Genomic DNA, 17,026 nt, shown 5'->3' with positions numbered 1-17,026 from the left:
CACCCCGTCACACAACGTCCACCCGCTCCGCGACCGTCACCGCGGCCAGCGCCGCCGAAACGGCCGCCGCGGCCCGCAGGTCCAGCCGCCCGCTGGTCCCCCGCGCCCGGTGCCGCATCTCGTCGGCGGCGAGCCGAAGCAGCTGCGGCAGCAGATCGGTGCACCGCCGCGCCACCCAGCCGGTGCCCGCCGTGGCCAGCCACCACAGGCTCGCCGACCTGGTGGGCACGGGATGCTCCGGCTCGGGCGAGGGCGCGGCCCCCGTCGCGAGGCCCGCCTCCGCCAGCAGCCCGTGGAAGCGCACCGCCAACTGCCGGTGCCCCCGCTCCCCTGGGTGCAGCCGGTCCGCGCTCCACATGGCGCGGTCCGTGATCCAGTCGGCCTCGGCCGCGTGCAGATGCACCGCTCCGTAGCGGTCGGACAGCACGTGGACCACCTCGTTGACCGCGCGCTGCCGTCTGGCCAGGGGACGGGCCAGGGAGCCCGGCAGGCCGAGCATCGAGCCGGGGTCGGGCAGACAGGCGGTGAGCAGGGTCGCGCCCCGCGTGGTGAAGGCGGCGTACACCTGGTCCAGTCGTTCGGCGACGGCGTGGATGTCGAAGGTGCAGCGCAAGGTGTCGTTGACGCCGATCACCACGGACACGACGTCCGGCTCCAGGGCGAGACCGGCCGGTGTCTGGACCTCGAGCACCTCCCGGGTCTGTGCCCCGCTGACCGCGAGGTTGGTGAACTCGACGTCAGCCTCGGCGAGCCCGCCGGCGAGCAGCGCGGCCCAGCCGCGCCACCCGTCGCCGGCCGGGTCGCCCACGCCCTCGGTCAGCGAGTCGCCGAGGGCGACGAAACGCGTGGCTCTCATGCCACGCCCCCGGGGGCGAAGCGACGCACCGGTACCGTCGCGTCGTGCGCGGCGAGGAAGGCGTCCACGGCCGCGTCCCAGCCGAAGCACTCGGCACGCGCGCGGGCCGCCTCGCGCCGTTCGGTTTCGGGGAGTTCGAGCAGCGCGTCCACGGCGTCCGCGAACGCCTCCCCGTGGTCCGCGGCGACAGCTCCGGCGGAGCCGATGACCTCCGGCAGCGCCGACGACGCGCTCACCACGACGGGTGTGGCGCAGGCCATCGCCTCCAGCGCGGCCAGACCGAACGTCTCGGCGGGCCCGGGGGCCAGGCAGACGTCGGCCGAGGCCTGCAGTGCGCCGAGCCTGGCGCGGTCCGAGACGTGCCCGAGGAAGGTCACCGGCAACCCGCGCTCGCGCGCCCGCAGTTCGAGCCGCGCCCGCAGCGGTCCGTCGCCGGCGACCACCAGCACCGCCGGACGGCCGCGGCGGATCAGCGCCTCCAGGGCGTCGAGGGCCGTGCCGGGCCGTTTCTCCACGGACAGCCGTGTGCAGGTCACGAGCAGCGTCTCGGGCACGCGCGCGTACTGTGCGCGCAGCCCCGCGTCGCGCAGCGCGGGACGGCGTTCCACCAGGTCGACTCCCAGCGGCGCCCGTACGACGTTGCGCGCGCCGATCCGCACGAACTCCCGCTCGGCGAACTCGGTCGTGCACACCACGCGCGCGTAGGTGTGCGCCGTACGGATGTTCAGGGCGTCCGCGGCGCGCCGGGCGGCTCCCTCGGACAGGCCCCAGGTGCGCAGCACGCCGTCGGCGGTCTCGTGGGAGACCATCACGGCGGGCACCCGGTGCCGCCGGGCCCATTTGCCGGTCCACCTGAGGGTCGTCCGGTCGGAGACCTCCAGCCGGTCCGGCGCCAGTTCCTCCAGCAGCGCGGCGACCCGCCGCTTGTCGGTCAGGACGCGGTAGCCGCCCGTGCCGGGCAGCAGCGGTCCGGGCAGGGTGATGACGCGGCCCTGCTCGGTGTCGCGGTCGTCGGCGCGTGCGCCGGGGACGATGAGCACGGGTTCGTGCCCGGCAGCCCGGTAGCCCTTGCCGAGTTCGCGCAGGGCGGTGCGCAGTCCGCCGGAGGCGGGCGCGACGAAGTTGGCGAGCCGGACGATCCGCAGCGGGGTCATGCGGCCACCGCCGTCTTCTTCCGGGCGGCGAGCACGTCCGCGTAGTGGCCGATCAGCTGGTCGCCGACGGCCGCCCAGGTGCGTCCCTCGACGGTGGCGCGGGCGGTGGCCCCGAACAGGAACCGCCGCTCGGGATCGGCGACCAGGGAGCGCACCGCGTCGCGGACGGCGTCCGCGTCGTGCGGTGGCACCAGCAGGCCGGTGCGCTCGTGGGCGACGAGGTCGAGTGGTCCGCCGACGGCGGGCGCGACGACCGGGACGCCGCTGGCCATGGCCTCCTGGACGGTCTGGCAGAAGGTCTCGAACGGGCCGGTGTGCGCGAAGACGTCCAGGGAGGCGTAGATCCGGGCCAGTTCGTCGCCGGTACGGCGGCCGAGGAAGACGGCGCCGGGCAGCGCCTCGGTCAGGCTCGGTGTGCTCGGGCCGTCACCGACGATCACGACCCGCACCCCGTCGAGTCCGCACACTCCGGACAGGAGCTCGACGTGCTTCTCGGGGGCGAGCCGCCCCACGTAGCCGACGATCAGTTCGCCGTTGGGGGCGAGTTCGCGGCGCAAGGCCGCATCGCGCAGGTCGGGGCGGAAGCGGACGGTGTCGACGCCGCGCGGCCACAGCCTGACCCGGGGGACGTCGTGGGCCTCCAGGTCGCGCAGGGAGGCACTGGAGGGGGCGAGGGTGAGGTCGGCGGCGGCGTGGACGGAGCGGATGCGCCGCCAGGCCGCGGCCTCGCCGGCGCCCATGTAGGTGCGGGCGTAGCCGGCCAGGTCGGTCTGGTAGACGGCCACGGCGGGGACACCGAGCCGGGCGGCGGCCGCCATGCCGCGGACGCCGAGGACGAAGGGGCTGGCCAGGTGCACGATGTCGGCCCGGTGCAGGGCGACGGCGGCGGCGAGGCGCCGGCTGGGCAGGGCGACACGGACCTGGGGATAGCCCGGGAGCGGGAGGGAGGGGACACGGACGACGGGGCACGGCGCCTGGGCGTCGGGCCCGGTCCCGGCCCGGCCCAGCAGAGCGGCGGGGGCCGGGGCGACGACGAGCGGATGGTGACCGCGATCTACGAGGTGCCGGGCGGTCTGGAGCGCGCAGTGGGCCACGCCGTTCACATCGGGGGGAAAGGATTCGGTCACGATGACGACACGCATACCGGTGTTCTCGCCGGGCCGGACGTGGCCGCGTCAACGTGGATCTTTGCGAACGATGAACGTCCCGTGAGCGTTCCCTCGCACACCCGAGCAGGTCAGACCGTGTCCATGACCGCCTGACCCGCGGGTCATCCCTCGTTCACCCGGCGGCCGTGCCGCCACCCGATGCCACTGCCCCAGGTGGGTCTCCCGGGGACCGGAGCTGCCCGCTTTCCGCCATCGGTGCCCCTGCGTCCGCGCCGCCTCACACGGCGGGTCCCTCGGGTGCGATCCGGCTGCGTACCGCCGTCTGGACCTCGGCCTCCTCGGCCGGATCGGCGGCGAGGCGACGGAGTTGTTCGACGACCCGGACGTCACCGGTCTCGGCGTGCCGGGCGGCGATCTCGCGGGTGGACTCCTCGCAGTCCCAGAGGCATTCGACGGCGAAGCCGGCGGGGAAGGAGGGATCGGTGGCGGCGAGGGCCCGGGCGGCCCGGCCGCGCAGATGCGAGGAGGCGGTCTCGCGGTAGATGTGGCGCAGGACGGGGGCGGCGCAGGCGATGCCGAGCCGACCGGTGCCGTCCACCAGGGTCCACAACGTGGGGGCGTCGGGGCCCTCACCGCGTACGGCTTCCCGCAGCGCGCCGAGGACCAGGTCCTTGTCCTCCACTCCGCCGCGGCAGGCGAGCATACGGCCGGCGGCGGCGCCCAGCGGGTCGGGGCGGTGGGCCCAGCCGCGCGCGCGGTCGACGGCGGCGATGCTCCGCATCCGTTCGAAGGCGTCCACGGCGGCCTCCACGACGGCCGCCGAGCCCGTTGTCACAGCGCCCTCGATCAGGTCGAGGGCGTCGGGATCGTTGCCGTCGGCGAGGTAGCGCAGAGCTGTGCAGCGCGCTCCGTCGAAGCCGTCCTTGGCGGCCCGCACGATCTCCGGCCGGTCCTCGGGGCCGGCGACGGCGACCAGACAGCGGGCGGCGGGCACGTGCAGGGCCGCGCCCCGCTCGACGCCCTGCTGGGCCCACTCGAAGACCGCCTGCACGCTCCACCCCGGACGGGGCCCGGTCGGTCGCATCTGCCGTTGCCAGCGGTCGAAGCAGCCGGCCTCCTGGGCGGCACGCACGCGCGTGGCGATCGATTCGCGGGGATCCTCGGCCCACAGCCGCCAGGGCCGGGGCTCGAAGGCGTCCCGCACGACGGCGGCCAGCTCGGCCTCGCCCTCGGCGTCGGTGGCGAAGCGGGCGAGGACGGGCGCGGCCAGGGACCGCAGACCGGCGTCGTCGTCCCGCAGGGCCAGCTCGTCCAGGGCCCAGGCCCAGTTGGAGCCGGACGCGGCGTACCTGCGCAGCAGCTGGAGCGCGTCCCGCCGGCCGTAGGAGGCGAGATGGCCGAGGACCGCGAGGGCCAGGCCGGTGCGTGACTCCTCGGTGTCGAAGGTGTCCTCGACGTCGAAGAGGTGGGCCTCGATCTCGTCCAGCTCGCCGTGCAGGTCGAGGTAGAGACGGGCGTAGTAGAGGGAGCGGTTCTCCACCTGCCAGTCGTGGCGGGGGTCACGCAGCACACAGTGGTTGAGAGCCGCGAGCGCTTCGGCGCGCGGGGCGGTGAGCGCGTGCAGTGTTCCGTCGCCGCGGCCCCGCTGAAGCAGGCCGAGCAGCGTACCGCTGGGCGCTATGACCGGTTCGAACATGGGAAACAGCCTCACATCAAGCGTCGACACAACCGGGGACCCTGCTTCACCTGGCCGCGTGACAACACGTCGGGGCGCCCGCCGTTTCCTGCTTGCTGTAGACCATTTTCCTCTGCCTCTCGTCGGTGGCCCATGCGGACCGCATCACGGCCCGCGCGGTGCGGCATCACCTGCCCAGCCATCGCGTCCGTGAATCACGACGTCATGATGACTCGGCAGTTCGACCTGCCGCGACCGAAATTTCGGCGGCCCTGTACCGCCTCCCCCGTTTTCTGTGTTTTCGCTGGTCAAAACATACGGATCAGTGTGCGCCGAACAGTTCGAGCAGTTCTGTCCGGCCGAACATCCGGGCGGTGTCCACGGCCGACGGCGTGCCCGCGGAGGGGTCGGCGCCCCCCTCCAGGAGGGTCTTGATGACGTCCGTCTCACCCTTGAATACGGCCCCGGCGAGCGGGGTCTGCCCCCGGTCGTTGATCTCGTCGGCGGCGGCGCCCCTGGCGAGCAGTTCGCGCACCGCGTCCGCATGCCCGTGGTAAGCGGCGAGCATGAGGAGCGAGTCGCCCCGGTCGTTGGTGAGGTTGGCCGGAACGCCCGCGTCGACGTACGCCACGAGTGCCTCGGTCGGACCCTGACGGGCCAGATCGAAGATCTTGGTCGCCAGCTCCACGACCTCGGGGTCGGGGGCTTCAGTCATCGGCGGGACCGCCTCTCGTACAACCGATCAGGTGAATCGCAAGGGTACTGGCTCGCGCCGCACATGACCCGATGCGCCGGAGGTAAAGATCACCACACGCCCGGTCGGACGCAAACGCCCTGCTCAAGAGGGGCAGCAAGGCTCAGCCATTCGAGGGAAATCCACCATAATTCACCCATTTGCACCTTTTATCGTATGGATACATCCTGTGATCCTGGAAGTACTCATGGTGACTGTCCCCGTGAACCAGGAGAACTCAAATGATCTTGTCCATCTCAGGCGTGGTCCTGCTCGGCATCATCGTCTTCCTCTTCTTCCGCAAGGACGGCCTGAAGGCCTCGCACGCGCTGGTCTCGGCCCTCTTCGGCTTCTACCTGGCCAGTACGGCGATCGCCCCGAGCATCAAGGCGGGCGGCGAGAGCCTGGCCAGCCTCCTCGGCGGCATCAAGTTCTGACGCCGTTCCTCCGTCCCGTACGCACCCCGAGGAGACAGCAGTGGCCCGGCGCCCCCTCCCCCGCATCCTGAGCACAGGCAGCGCGCAGATCGCCCGGAGCCGGGAGCTGGCCCGGACGGCGGCCGACAGCGCCACCGACGTACTCCATCCGCTGATCACGATCACGCGCGGTCTGCGCCGGCTGGCGGCGGCCGGCCGGCGCAGATGGGCCGAGACCCCCAAGGACAGGCGCGGGCCGCTGCTGTTCCTGATGGCGTCGGTGGTCCTGGTCGTGGCGCTCGTGCCGTACGGCCCGCTGCTCGCCGCCGTCGTCGTGATGTCGGCGGCGGCCTGGCAGGGCCGCGACCGCAAGCCGCGGGAGCCCGACGGCCCCGACGAGTCGCAGACCCAGCGCCTCAAGTCCCTGTACGAGGCACTGGTGCCGTACTTCTCGACCCCGGAGGACCCGGACCCCCTCTACGCCCACGGCGGCGAGTGGGAGAAGGCGTTCCCGGCGTACGAGTTCGACCAGACGGGCCGCACCACCGAGCTGGTGATCCGCTACCCCGCCTATTTCCCGGACGGCGAGCCCGAGGCCCGCGCCCGGATCGAGCAGTTGCTGCACGCCAAGTCGGGCCGCGGCCGCGAGTACCACTTCGCCTGGGACGAGGAGGGCAACCAGCTGACCGTCACGGTCCTGTCCCCGCTGCCCACCGACATCGCCGCCCAGCGCTTCGTGACGGCACCGGGCGAGACGGTCCTCGGCTTCACCGACCCCACCCAGGTCCAGCGCACGCTCCCCCTCGGCCACGGCGAGGAGCAGCGCGACGTCCCGCCGGTCGTCTGGCGCACCGGTGTCCGCTCCACCGAGCCGCACCTGCTGGTCATGGGCCAGCCGGGCAGCGGCACCTCGACCCTGCTGCGCTCGATCGCCCTGCAGGCCCTGCAGTACGGCGACGTCGTGATCGTCGAGGGCGGCGGCACCGGCGAGTACGCGTCCCTGACCGGCCGGGACGGCGTCCTCGCCGTCGAGTGCGGGCTCTCCGGGGCGACGGCCAGCCTGGAGTGGGCGGCCACCGAGACGGAACGCCGGCTCATCGCCGCCAACCGCGCCCGTCAGGCCGGCCACCCGCCGCCGGAGGACACCAAGCGCCCGCTGTGGCTCCTGCTGGACCGCCCCACCGCCTTCTCCCACCTCGCCGCGGCGGACGGCCGCAAGGACCCGCAGGCCCTGCTCCAGGTCCCGCTCCGGCACGGCCGCGCGGCCAACGTCACGGTGGTGGTGGCCGACCAGTTCGACAGCGCGGACGCGCTGAGCGACGCGGTACGGCAGCACACACGCGCGCGTGTCGTGCTCGGGCCCGCCACCACCGAGCAACTGCGTGCGGTACTGGGAGCGCCCCCGAACTCGACACCGGTGGCGCAGGTGCCGCCCGGCCGGGGGTACGCCCGCCTGGGCGCCGGACCGGTGCACCGCCTTCAGGTGCCGTCGACACCGGACCCCTACGACGACGCGACGAGCGACACGGACCGGCAGGCGGTGCTCGCACTGCTGCCGCCGCGCACGACGCCGGCCGACGGGGAGAACGTCGAGACCGGGCAGGTCGAGGCGGAGCCGATCCAGGCCGAGGCGGTGCCCGTGGAGGCCGCGGTGGCCGAGAGCTCGTGAGCCGGCGGGGGCATCGGGCGCCGTGGGAAGGCCGCGCGCCTCACGCCACGAACGTACGCGGCGTCTCCCCGCCGCCCGATGCCCCCGCCTCCACCAGCTTCGCCGCCGCCGCGAGCCGCACGGCCGCCTCGTCGGCCACCGCGCCTCCCACGGTGAACGGCAGCCGTACATACCCCTCGAAGGCGCCGTCGACCCCGAACCGGGGCCCCGAGGGCACCCGTACACCGACCCGCTCCCCCGCCTCCGCGAGCCGCGAGCCGGACAGGCCGCCCGTGCGCACCCACAGGGTCAGTCCGCCCCTCGGCACCTCGAACTCCCACTCCGGCAGCTCCCTGCGTACCGCGGCGACCAGCGCGTCCCGGTTCTCCCGGGCCTGGCCTCGCCGAATCTCCACCGCCTGCTCCCAACCGCCCGTGTTGAAGAGCCAGTTCACGGCGAGCTGTTCCAGCACCGGCGTGCCCAGGTCGGCGTAGGCCCGCGCGGCGACCAGGCTGCGGATCACGTCCGGCGCCGCCCGAACCCAGCCGATGCGCATGCCCGCCCAGAAGGCCTTGCTGGCCGACCCGACGGTGATGACGCTGGACCCGGCGGGGTCGAAGGCGCAGACGGGCCGCGGCATGGTCCTGTCGTCGAGGCCCTCGTCCAGCCACAGCTCGCTCATCGTCTCGTCCGCGATCAGCACCGTCCCCGCCGACCGGGCCGCCTCCACGAGCTGCCGCCGCTGGTCCTCGCCCGCGAGCGCGCCGGTCGGGTTGTGGAAGTCGGCGACGATGTACGCGATCCGCGGGGCCGCGTCCCGCAGGACCTGGCGCCAGCGGTCCAGGTCCCAGCCGGTCAGCCCCTCGGCCATCGCGACCGGCACCAGCCGTGCGCCCGCCTCCCGCATCAGTTGCAGGATGTTGGCGTACGACGGCGACTCGACGGCGATGCGCTCGCCGCGCCCGGCGAAGAGGTGACAGATCGCGTCGATCGCGCCCATGGCGCCGGTGGTCACCATGACCTGCTCGGGCATCGTCGGGATACCGCGCGCGGTGTAGCGGTCGGCGATCATCGAGCGCAGGGCGGGGAGCCCGGCCGGGTAGTCGCCGTGCGTGTGGGCGTACGGGGGCAGTTCCTCCAGCGCTCCCTGGACGGCCCGGGTGAGCCACGGTTCGGGGGCCGGGAGTGCCGCGCAGCCGAGGTCGATCATCGATCCCAGGGCCTCGGGCGGGAGCGGCTCGAGCCCGCGCGCGGGGAGCGGGTTTCCGGCCGGTACGGCCGTCCAGCTGCCGGCGCCGCGCCGGGACTCCAGGAAACCCTCGGTGCGCAGCGCCTCGTAGGCGGCCGCGACCGTGGTGCGGCTGACGGACAGGGCGAGGGCCAGCTCGCGTTCGGCCGGCAGCCGGGCGGCGACCGGGACGCGGCCCTCCAGGACCAGCAGGCGGATGCCGTCCGCGAGCGCGCGGTAGGCGGGCGGGCGGCGCGTGCCCGGGCCGGCCGGCCGGTCCTGCTGGGACTTGAGAAGCCGGGCGAGCTGCGCGGCCCCCATCGCCGAGGTCCACTGCCCCATGGAAATCAGTCCACCTTCCCCGGATTGGCCATGGATGAGGTTTCCACTCACCCCCCAGGGTGTCATGCACCAGGCCACCACGACCACAGGGGGTATCTCTTGGCCACCAGGGACCGTTTCGGGCGACGGTTGATCCAGCTCTACGCCGGGCTCACGCTGTACGGCACGAGCTCCGCGCTCCTCGTCCGATCGGGCCTGGGACTCGAACCCTGGGGTGTGCTGCACCAGGGGCTCGCCCGGCTGACCGGCCTCACCATCGGCGTCGTCTCGATCATCGTGGGCGCGGCGGTGCTGCTGCTGTGGATACCGCTCCGCCAGCGCCCGGGCCTCGGCACCGTCTCCAACGTGTTCCTGATCGGCATCGCGATGGACGCCACGCTCGCCGTCTTCCCCGACGTCCGCTCCCTGGCCGTACGCCTCCCCCTTCTCGTGGCCGGCATCGTGCTCAACGGCGTGGCCACCGGGCTCTACATCTCCGCCCGCTTCGGTCCGGGCCCGCGCGACGGCCTGATGACGGGACTGCACCGCCGTACCGGCCGCTCGATCCGGCTGATGCGGACGGCGATCGAGGTGGCGGTCGTGGCGACGGGATTCGCCCTCGGCGGCACGGTCGGCATCGGCACACTGCTCTACGCGCTGTCGATCGGACCGCTCGCCCAGCTGTTCCTGCGGGTGTTCGACGTCCCGTCGGCATCGGGCGGCAGCACGGTCGTTGCCGAGGGGCAACCGGGGCGGGCCATACTGCGACGGTGACCCCAGCGATACGCCACCCCTACCTCGACCATCCCGGTCCGATCGCCTTCGCTCACCGGGGCGGTGCCGCGGACGGCCTGGAGAACACCCTGTCGCAGTTCCGGCGGGCGGTGGCGGCGGGCTACCGGTACATCGAGACCGATGTCCACACCACGGCGGACGGCAGGCTGGTCGCCTTCCACGACGCGACGCTGGACCGGGTGTCGGACGGCGGGGGGCGGATCGCCGACCTGCCGTGGGCGGAGGTGAGCCGGGCGCGCGTGGCGGGCAGGGAGCCGATCCCGCTGTTCGAGGAGCTGCTGGAGACCTTCCCCGGGGTGCGCTGGAACGTCGATCTCAAGGCGGAGTCCTCGCTCCTGCCCTTCCTGGAGCTCGTCGAGCGCGCGAACGCCTGGGACCGGATCTGCGTGGGCTCGTTCTCCGAGGCGCGGGTGGTCCGCGCCCAGCGCCTGGCCGGCCCGCGCCTGGCGACCTCGTACGGCACCCGGGGCGTGCTCAATCTGCGGCTGCGCTCCTGGGGCGTGCCGGCGGCCCTGCGCCGTTCCGCGGTCGCCGCCCAGGTGCCCGAGGCGCAGTCCGGCATCCGGGTCGTCGACCACCGCTTCGTGCGCACCGCCCACGCGCACGGACTGCAGGTGCACGTGTGGACCATCAACGAGGCCGAGCGCATGCACCGTCTCCTGGACCTGGGAGTCGATGGCATCATGACCGATCACATCGACACGTTGCGCAAGGTCATGGAGGACCGCGGCGTCTGGGTCCCCCACCCCTGACACCCGCACCCCGCCGCCCTCGCGCGGGACATCCACCGGAAAAGCGAGGCGCGGGTGAGCACCACCGACACCGTGCGGACGGCCACCACCGACCTGCGGCGCGAGCAGCGCGGCTGGTACTTCTACGACTGGGCCTGCTCCGTCTACTCCACGAGCGTGCTCACGGTGTTCCTGGGCCCCTACCTGACCTCCGTCGCCAAGTCGGCGGCGGACCCGGACGGGTTCGTGCACCCGCTGGGCATCCCGGTGCGGGCCGGGTCGTTCTTCGCGTACTGCGTCTCGGCGTCCGTGATCGTGTCGATCGTGGTGATGCCCCTGGTGGGTGCGGCCGCCGACCGCACGGGCCGCAAGAAGCCGCTGCTCGCCGCCTGCGCCTACCTGGGCGCGACGGCCACGACGGGGCTGTTCTTCCTCTCGGGCGACCGGTATCTGCTGGGCGGCCTGCTGCTGATCGTCGCCAACTCCTCCGTGGCCGTCTCGATGGTCGTCTACAACTCCTATCTGCCGCAGATCGCCCCGCCCGAGGACCGCGACCGGGTCTCCTCGCGCGGCTGGGCGTTCGGCTACGCGGCGGGCTCGTCGATGCTGATCGTGAACCTGGTGCTGTTCACGGCCCACGACTCCTTCGGCGTCTCCGAGTCGGTGGCGGTCCGTATCTGTCTGGCCTCGGCGGGACTGTGGTGGGGCGCCTTCACCCTCGTACCGCTGAAGCGGCTGCACGACCGTCGTACGGCGTCCGCCGCACCGGCGGTGCACGGATGGCGGCAGCTGGCCTCGACCGTCCGGGACATGCGCGGCAAACCCCTCACTCTGTCCTTCCTGCTCGCCTACCTCATCTACAACGACGGCATCCAGACGGTGATCTCACAGGCCTCGGTGTACGGCTCCGAGGAACTGGGCCTGAGCCAGTCCACGCTGATCACGGCCGTGCTGATGGTCCAGGTGCTGGCCGTCGCGGGGGCGCTGGGCATGGGGCGGCTGGCGCGGACGTACGGGGCCAAGCGCACGATCCTCGGTTCGCTGGTGGCGTGGACGGTGACGCTGGCGGCCGGGTACTTCCTGCCCGCCGGGGCGCCGGTGTGGTTCTTCGTGCTCGCGGCCGGTATCGGGCTCGTGCTCGGCGGCAGCCAGGCCCTGTCCCGCTCCCTCTTCTCCCATCTCGTCCCGCCCGGCAAGGAGGCCGAGTACTTCTCCGCGTACGAGATGAGCGACCGGGGTATGAGCTGGCTCGGTCCGCTTCTGTTCGGCATCACCTACCAGCTGACCGGGAGCTACCGGGACGCGATCATCTCGCTGGTGGCGTTCTTCGTGATCGGGTTCGCGCTGCTCGCGCGGGTTCCGGTGCGGCGGGCGATCCACGACGCGGGAAACCCGGTTCCCGAGAGAATTTAGCGCTCACGGCGAAAGGGCTGTAGTGTACGCGTTTGGCCTGCCAGGCGGACCGTTACTGCGCGTCAAAGATGGCGAAACGCTGGGTGACATCTGCTAGCGGATGTGACAAACCGGGCGCTGGTGGGTACAACAAGGGGCGGCTACGACGGCGACACATGTCCCGGAACGGGAATCTTTACCGCCGACCGGACGTTGACCGGATGACGACGACAGCGACACCTGTCCTGTGGGCGACAAGCCCGGGAGGCACGATTCATGAGTGAGCGAGCTCTTCGCGGCACGCGCCTCGTGGTGACCAGCTACGAGACGGACCGCGGCATCGACCTGGCCCCGCGCCAGGCCGTGGAGTACGCATGCGAGAAGGGGCACCGCTTCGAGATGCCCTTCTCGGTCGAGGCGGAGATCCCGCCGGAGTGGGAGTGCAAGGTCTGCGGGGCCCAGGCACTCCTCGTTGACGGCGACGGCCCGGAAGAGAAGAAGGCCAAGCCCGCGCGTACCCATTGGGACATGCTGATGGAGCGACGCACCCGAGAGGAGCTCGAAGAGGTCCTCGAGGAGCGTCTGGCGGTTCTGCGTTCGGGTGCGATGAACATCGCGATCCATCCGCGGGACAGCCGCAAGTCGGCCTAGTCCCCTGCCGGGGTCGGGTAGACACCAACACACGCAACAGACGGCGGGCGCCTACGTGGAATCACGTAGGCGCCCGCCGTCGTGTGCGCAGATCCGGGGCGGGCCCGCCCTCACCGCGTCAGCGGCGGACGCGGCTCCTGCGGGGTGTCACCGGCCCGCTCGTCGTCGCGGACGACCTCGCCCTGGACGATCTTGCCGTCGGGGCGGTGGATGCGGGCCTGCTGGAAGGCGTCTCCGAAGCCGCCCGGGACCGCCTCGCGCAGCTTGCGGTCGACGGTGCGCTCGGTGAAGCGGCTCACCGCCTTCTGGACCGGCGGGATCAGCAGGAGCAGACCCACCGCGTCCGAGATCAGGCCCGGGATCATCAGCAGCAGGCCGCCGAGCATCATCAGGCCGTTGCCGCCGCCGCTCTGCGGGGTGCCGCCCCGCTGCAGCGCTTCGTTGAGGTTCTGGAAGGCGCGACGGCCCGCCTTCTTGATCACCGCCCCGCCGAGCACGAACCCGGCGACGAGGAGCAGGAAGACCACGAACCCGCTGGTCGCGCCCGCGACCATGGACAGCAGCCAGATCTCCAGCACCAGCCAGGCCGCGACGCCCAGCGGCAGGAACGTCCGCAGCCGGGAGCGCCGGGGCCGGGCGGGGTACGTGGGGGTGGGAGCGCCAGTCGTCATACGTCCAGTGTGCCTGGGAGCGGCTCAGGACGGGATAAACGGGTGATCGGCGGGACCTGTGCGGCCCCGCGCGGCCGGATCAGGCCTTCTTGCCGCGGCCCAGGACCTTGTCGACCCGCTCCGTGGCACCCCACGCCGTGACCCGGAACAGGGCCTCGACGAGGATGTCGCGGCTCATCTTGGAGTCGCCGAGTTCGCGCTCGACGAAGGTGATGGGGACCTCGACGACGTGGTAGCCGGCCTTGACCGCGCGGCGGGCGAGGTCCACCTGGAAGCAGTAACCCTGGGAGGCGACCTCGTCGAGGCCGAGGCCTTCGAGGGTCTCGCGGCGGAAGGCGCGGTAGCCACCGGTGATGTCCCGGAGCGGCAGGTCGAGGGCGAGACGGGAGTAGAGGCTGCCGCCGCGGGAGATGAACTCGCGGCTCTTGGGCCAGTTCACCACCCGGCCACCGGGCACCCAGCGGGAGCCGAGCACCAGGTCGGCGCTCTTCAGGGCGGTCAGCAGCCGGGGCAGTTCCTCGGGCTGGTGGGAGCCGTCGGCGTCCATCTCCACCAGGACGCCGTAGCCGTTCTCCAGGCCCCAGCGGAAGCCCGCGAGGTAGGCGGCGCCGAGGCCCTCCTTGCCCTTGCGGTGCAGGACCTGGACATGGTCGTCCTCGGCGGCCAGTTCGTCGGCGAGCTTGCCGGTGCCGTCGGGGCTGTTGTCGTCGGCCACGAGGATGTGCGCCTCGGGGACGGCCGCGCGCACCCGGCCGACGATCTTCTTGATGTTCTCCGCCTCGTTGTAGGTCGGAATGATCACCAAGGCCGTGCCGAGCGGGCCGAACTTTTTCCCCCGGTCCGATGCCGCGAGGGTCTCGTCGCCGTCGTTCACTGCTGCCCCTTCATGTCCGTACGCAGACGTCCACCATAGTGGCCGCGGCCTGCGATGACGTGACAAGGACGTTCGTATGGTGGTGTCGATTCCGCAAGAGCGGGGTAAGAGCAACCCTTTTACCGGTTTGGCTGCGGATGGGGGCCCGGCGCCCTTCGGGCCGACCTGGGACCCGCTGGCTGCGGGTCGACCGAAAGCCGTTGTCTACTGAGCGTCCGGGCCCCACCCGGGTCGCACCTCCCCGACCGGTCGGAACGTTCCCTCGCAGCGGCGCGGGCGCTGAGCCTGGCTCCCAGTGGCGGTGCCCCGGTGCGGCACACCGTCCCTGACCCAGCGGCGCCGCGGGCGAGTGCGCGGAGGTTCCCCGGTCGGGCGTCCGGTGGTGGACTCGGCCGAACCTACCGGCCCCCCGCCTCCGCCTGTCAACAGCCGTTCGACCTGCGGCTCTTCAGGTAAATGCCTGGTCAGCGGGGTGCAGACGCAGGTCGCACCACGAGCGTGCGGACCACGATCGGCGGTGCGCCACCCCGGGAGATCACTCGCCCGGCCGTACGAACACCGTGCGGCCGCCCACCACCGTGCGCAGGCAGACGGGCAGGTCACGGCCCGGGCTGAGATCGGGCAGGCCGGGGGTGCCGGAGCGGGGGTCGGTGGACCAGCGGGCCACACGGTCGTCGGGCGCCTGGACCACGAGTTCGTCGGTACGCCACACGGCGTAGTCGGCGGGCGCTCCCGGTACCAGGACACCGGCGTCGTCGCGGCCGATTGCCCGCCAGCCGCCGCGGGTGTGGGCGGTGAAGGCCGCGCGCACGGAGACGCGGTGCTCCGGCGTGCGGTGGAAGGCGGCGGCGCGGACCGTGCCCCAGGGGTCGAGGGGCGTGACGGGGCTGTCGGAGCCGAAGGCGAGCGGGACGCCGGCACGCAGCAGGGCGGCGAAGGGGTTGAGGGTCCGGGCGCGCTCCACGCCGAGGCGCTGGGCGTACATGCCCTCCTCGCCGCCCCACAGCGCGTCGAAGGCGGGCTGCACGGAAGCGGTCAGGCCCAGCTCGGCGAAGGCCGCGACGGTCTGCGGGGTGAGCATCTCGGCGTGCTCGACGCGGTGGCGGGCGGCGCGGACGCGCGCGAGGCCGACCTTCTCGGCGGCGGCGCGGACGCCGTCCACGACGGCGGTCACGGCGGCGTCGCCGATGGCGTGGAAGCCCGCCTGGAGGCCGGCCTCGGTGCAGGCGACGACGTGGGCGGCGACGGCGTCCGCGTCCAGGTAGGCGGTGCCGGTGTGGTCGGCGTCGGTGTACGGCCGGTGCAGACAGGCGGTGTGCGAGCCGAGGGCGCCGTCGACGAACAGGTCCCCCGCGGCGCCGACGGCGCCGAGCTCACGCGCCTTCTCGACGTCCTGCTCGGCCCAGTAGCCGATCACCCGGGGCCCGGGCTCCTCGGCGGCGAGCCGCAGCAGGGCGGTGAAGTCGTCCTCGGAGGAGATCTCCGGGCCGGCGCACTCGTGCACCGACCCGATGCCGAGGGACGCGGCCTGCGCGAGGGCGGCGCGCTGGGCCTCGGTCCGCTGTTCCGGGGTCACGGCCGCGAACGCGGCGGCGCGCACGGCGTGGTGGGTGTCGGCGGTGAGCGGGCCGTCCGCCTCGCCCAGTGCGGCCATGTCGAGCAGGGCCGAGGTGACGACCGCCGAGTGGACGTCGATGCGGCTCAGGTACAGGGGGCGGCCGCCCGTGGCCGCGTCCAGTTCGGCGCGGGTCGGCGGCCGGCCGCCGGGCCAGCGGGCGGCGTCCCAGCCGTGCCCCAGCAGGACGCGATCGCCGGGCCGAGCAGCGGCGAAGTCCCGTACGAGGACGAGGGCCGCGTCCAGCGAGGGGGCGCCGGACAGGTCGAGGCCGGTGAGCGCGAGGCCGGTGGAGGTGGTGTGCACATGGGCGTCGGTGAACGCCGGGGTCACGAGCGCGCCGTCCAGGTCGACGATCTCGTCGACGCCGTCCGCGAAGGCGTCGGCGGCACCCTCGGAGCCGACCCATGCGACCTGTCCGGCCTCCACGACCATCGCGGTCGCGAAGGGATCGGCGGGGCTGTGCACCTCGCCTCGGCGCAGCAGGACGGTCTTCGGCCGGTCGGTGCGTTCACTCATGACCGACAGTTTCTCGTGCCGCGGTGCCGGCGTCGTACGCGGGTCGGCTCAGATGCGCGGCGGCCGTGCCTCGTAGGGCGTCGACAGCACCACCGTCGTCCGGGTGGAGACGCCGGCCAGGGACCGCAGCCGGGCCAGCAGCTCCTCCAGCTCGTGGGGCGTGGCCACACGTACCTTGAGGATGTAGTTCTCGTCGCCCGCGACGCTGTGGCACGCCTCGATCTCGGGCACTCCCGCCAGTCGCTCGGCGATGTCGTCCGGCGCGCTGGGGTCGAAGGGCTTGACCGAGATGAACGCGGTCATGGGCAGCCCGACCGCCTCGGGATCGACGACCGCGGCATAGCCGCGGATGACGCCCCGCTGTTCCAGCCGCCGCACCCGCTGGTGCACGGCCGACGTGGACAGGCCCGTGGCCTTGCCCAGGTCCGTGTAGCTCATCCGCCCGTCCTTGACGAGCAGCTGAACGATCTGTCGGTCGAGCTCCTCCATGGCGCAAGAACCTACAGTGCGCTTGATCTCCTCGGATACCTCAGCACCCCAGGTCATGCCCGGTTCGTGATGTGGCCGTCCGCCATGGGCATCTGCGAGCGGCATGTGACGAACGCCACACCCCCCGACGCGTCTCCGTGATGGTCTCG

General features: G+C 72.8%; 16 protein-coding genes. 6 read left to right on the top strand and 10 right to left on the bottom strand.

Features of this window, described 5'->3' with window-relative positions:
* Window positions 1-7 precede the first annotated feature (7 nt).
* The 5 genes from ACQF4J_RS37550 to ACQF4J_RS37530 form a co-directional block, all read right to left on the bottom strand.
* Window positions 8-856, bottom strand: coding sequence for an SGNH/GDSL hydrolase family protein (locus tag ACQF4J_RS37550; protein WP_351806383.1), 849 nt, complete (start codon window positions 854-856; stop codon window positions 8-10).
* Window positions 853-2,010 carry a glycosyltransferase gene (locus ACQF4J_RS37545; RefSeq protein ID WP_351571210.1) on the bottom strand — a complete coding sequence of 386 codons (1,158 nt, stop codon included), beginning with the start codon at window positions 2,008-2,010 and terminating at the stop codon, window positions 853-855. The genes ACQF4J_RS37550 and ACQF4J_RS37545 overlap by 4 nt, the downstream gene beginning before the upstream one ends.
* Window positions 2,007-3,152 carry a glycosyltransferase family 4 protein gene (locus ACQF4J_RS37540; RefSeq protein ID WP_427167772.1) on the bottom strand — a complete coding sequence of 382 codons (1,146 nt, stop codon included), beginning with the start codon at window positions 3,150-3,152 and terminating at the stop codon, window positions 2,007-2,009. Before ACQF4J_RS37540 ends, ACQF4J_RS37545 begins: the two co-directional genes overlap by 4 nt.
* A gap of 244 nt (window positions 3,153-3,396) precedes the next feature.
* The gene (locus tag ACQF4J_RS37535; protein ID WP_351806389.1) at window positions 3,397-4,815 is read right to left on the bottom strand and encodes a HEAT repeat domain-containing protein; all 1,419 of its coding nucleotides are present in this window, start codon (window positions 4,813-4,815) and stop codon (window positions 3,397-3,399) included.
* 301 nt (window positions 4,816-5,116) lie between these two features.
* The gene (locus ACQF4J_RS37530; RefSeq protein WP_351571219.1) at window positions 5,117-5,509 is read right to left on the bottom strand and encodes an ankyrin repeat domain-containing protein; all 393 of its coding nucleotides are present in this window, start codon (window positions 5,507-5,509) and stop codon (window positions 5,117-5,119) included.
* A gap of 260 nt (window positions 5,510-5,769) precedes the next feature.
* Here ACQF4J_RS37530 and ACQF4J_RS37525 point away from each other — a divergent pair, with 260 nt between their 5' ends.
* On the top strand, window positions 5,770-5,964 hold the full coding sequence (locus tag ACQF4J_RS37525) for a hypothetical protein (protein ID WP_016434155.1): 195 nt from the start codon (window positions 5,770-5,772) through the stop codon (window positions 5,962-5,964).
* 40 nt (window positions 5,965-6,004) lie between these two features.
* Window positions 6,005-7,612, top strand: a complete 1,608-nt coding sequence (locus tag ACQF4J_RS37520; protein ID WP_351571222.1) for an ABC transporter ATP-binding protein — start codon at window positions 6,005-6,007, stop codon at window positions 7,610-7,612.
* A 40-nt stretch (window positions 7,613-7,652) separates the two neighbouring features.
* On the opposite strand, the gene ACQF4J_RS37515 is transcribed toward ACQF4J_RS37520, so the two are convergent.
* Entirely contained in the window at window positions 7,653-9,161 is a 1,509-nt protein-coding gene (locus ACQF4J_RS37515) for a PLP-dependent aminotransferase family protein (protein WP_351806392.1), read from the bottom strand.
* A gap of 30 nt (window positions 9,162-9,191) precedes the next feature.
* On the opposite strand from ACQF4J_RS37515, the gene ACQF4J_RS37510 reads away from it, so the two are divergent.
* The 4 genes from ACQF4J_RS37510 to ACQF4J_RS37495 all read left to right on the top strand — a co-directional run bounded on the left by ACQF4J_RS37510 (window position 9,192) and on the right by ACQF4J_RS37495 (window position 12,709).
* The gene (locus ACQF4J_RS37510) at window positions 9,192-9,914 is read left to right on the top strand and encodes a YczE/YyaS/YitT family protein (RefSeq protein WP_427167771.1); all 723 of its coding nucleotides are present in this window, start codon (window positions 9,192-9,194) and stop codon (window positions 9,912-9,914) included.
* The gene (locus tag ACQF4J_RS37505; RefSeq protein ID WP_351571231.1) at window positions 9,911-10,687 is read left to right on the top strand and encodes a glycerophosphodiester phosphodiesterase; all 777 of its coding nucleotides are present in this window, start codon (window positions 9,911-9,913) and stop codon (window positions 10,685-10,687) included. The genes ACQF4J_RS37510 and ACQF4J_RS37505 overlap by 4 nt, the downstream gene beginning before the upstream one ends.
* A 54-nt stretch (window positions 10,688-10,741) precedes the next feature.
* Window positions 10,742-12,079 carry an MFS transporter gene (locus ACQF4J_RS37500; protein WP_351571234.1) on the top strand — a complete coding sequence of 446 codons (1,338 nt, stop codon included), beginning with the start codon at window positions 10,742-10,744 and terminating at the stop codon, window positions 12,077-12,079.
* Window positions 12,080-12,334: 255 nt separating this feature from the next.
* Window positions 12,335-12,709 (top strand): RNA polymerase-binding protein RbpA, encoded by a 375-nt coding sequence (locus tag ACQF4J_RS37495; RefSeq protein ID WP_010046329.1) that lies wholly within the window; start codon window positions 12,335-12,337, stop codon window positions 12,707-12,709.
* A 110-nt stretch (window positions 12,710-12,819) separates the two neighbouring features.
* Here the strand turns inward: ACQF4J_RS37495 and fxsA are convergent, their stop codons facing one another.
* From fxsA to ACQF4J_RS37475, 4 genes are all read right to left on the bottom strand, one after another.
* The gene (fxsA, locus tag ACQF4J_RS37490) at window positions 12,820-13,380 is read right to left on the bottom strand and encodes an FxsA family membrane protein (RefSeq protein ID WP_351571236.1); all 561 of its coding nucleotides are present in this window, start codon (window positions 13,378-13,380) and stop codon (window positions 12,820-12,822) included.
* Window positions 13,381-13,459: 79 nt separating this feature from the next.
* A complete protein-coding gene (locus ACQF4J_RS37485; protein WP_351571238.1) occupies window positions 13,460-14,254 on the bottom strand; it encodes a polyprenol monophosphomannose synthase in 795 nt (264 codons plus the stop codon).
* 535 nt (window positions 14,255-14,789) lie between these two features.
* Window positions 14,790-16,388 carry an amidohydrolase gene (locus tag ACQF4J_RS37480; RefSeq protein ID WP_351571241.1) on the bottom strand — a complete coding sequence of 533 codons (1,599 nt, stop codon included), beginning with the start codon at window positions 16,386-16,388 and terminating at the stop codon, window positions 14,790-14,792.
* Between the two features lie 48 nt (window positions 16,389-16,436).
* A complete protein-coding gene (locus ACQF4J_RS37475; RefSeq protein ID WP_030677853.1) occupies window positions 16,437-16,877 on the bottom strand; it encodes an Lrp/AsnC family transcriptional regulator in 441 nt (146 codons plus the stop codon).
* Window positions 16,878-17,026: the final 149 nt, after the last annotated feature.

Source organism: Streptomyces sp. C1-1 (assembly GCF_050214755.1).
Lineage (GTDB): Bacteria > Actinomycetota > Actinomycetes > Streptomycetales > Streptomycetaceae > Streptomyces.
The sequence above is the reverse complement of the archived record's forward strand: the minus strand, read 5'-3'. Positions and strand labels throughout refer to the sequence as shown.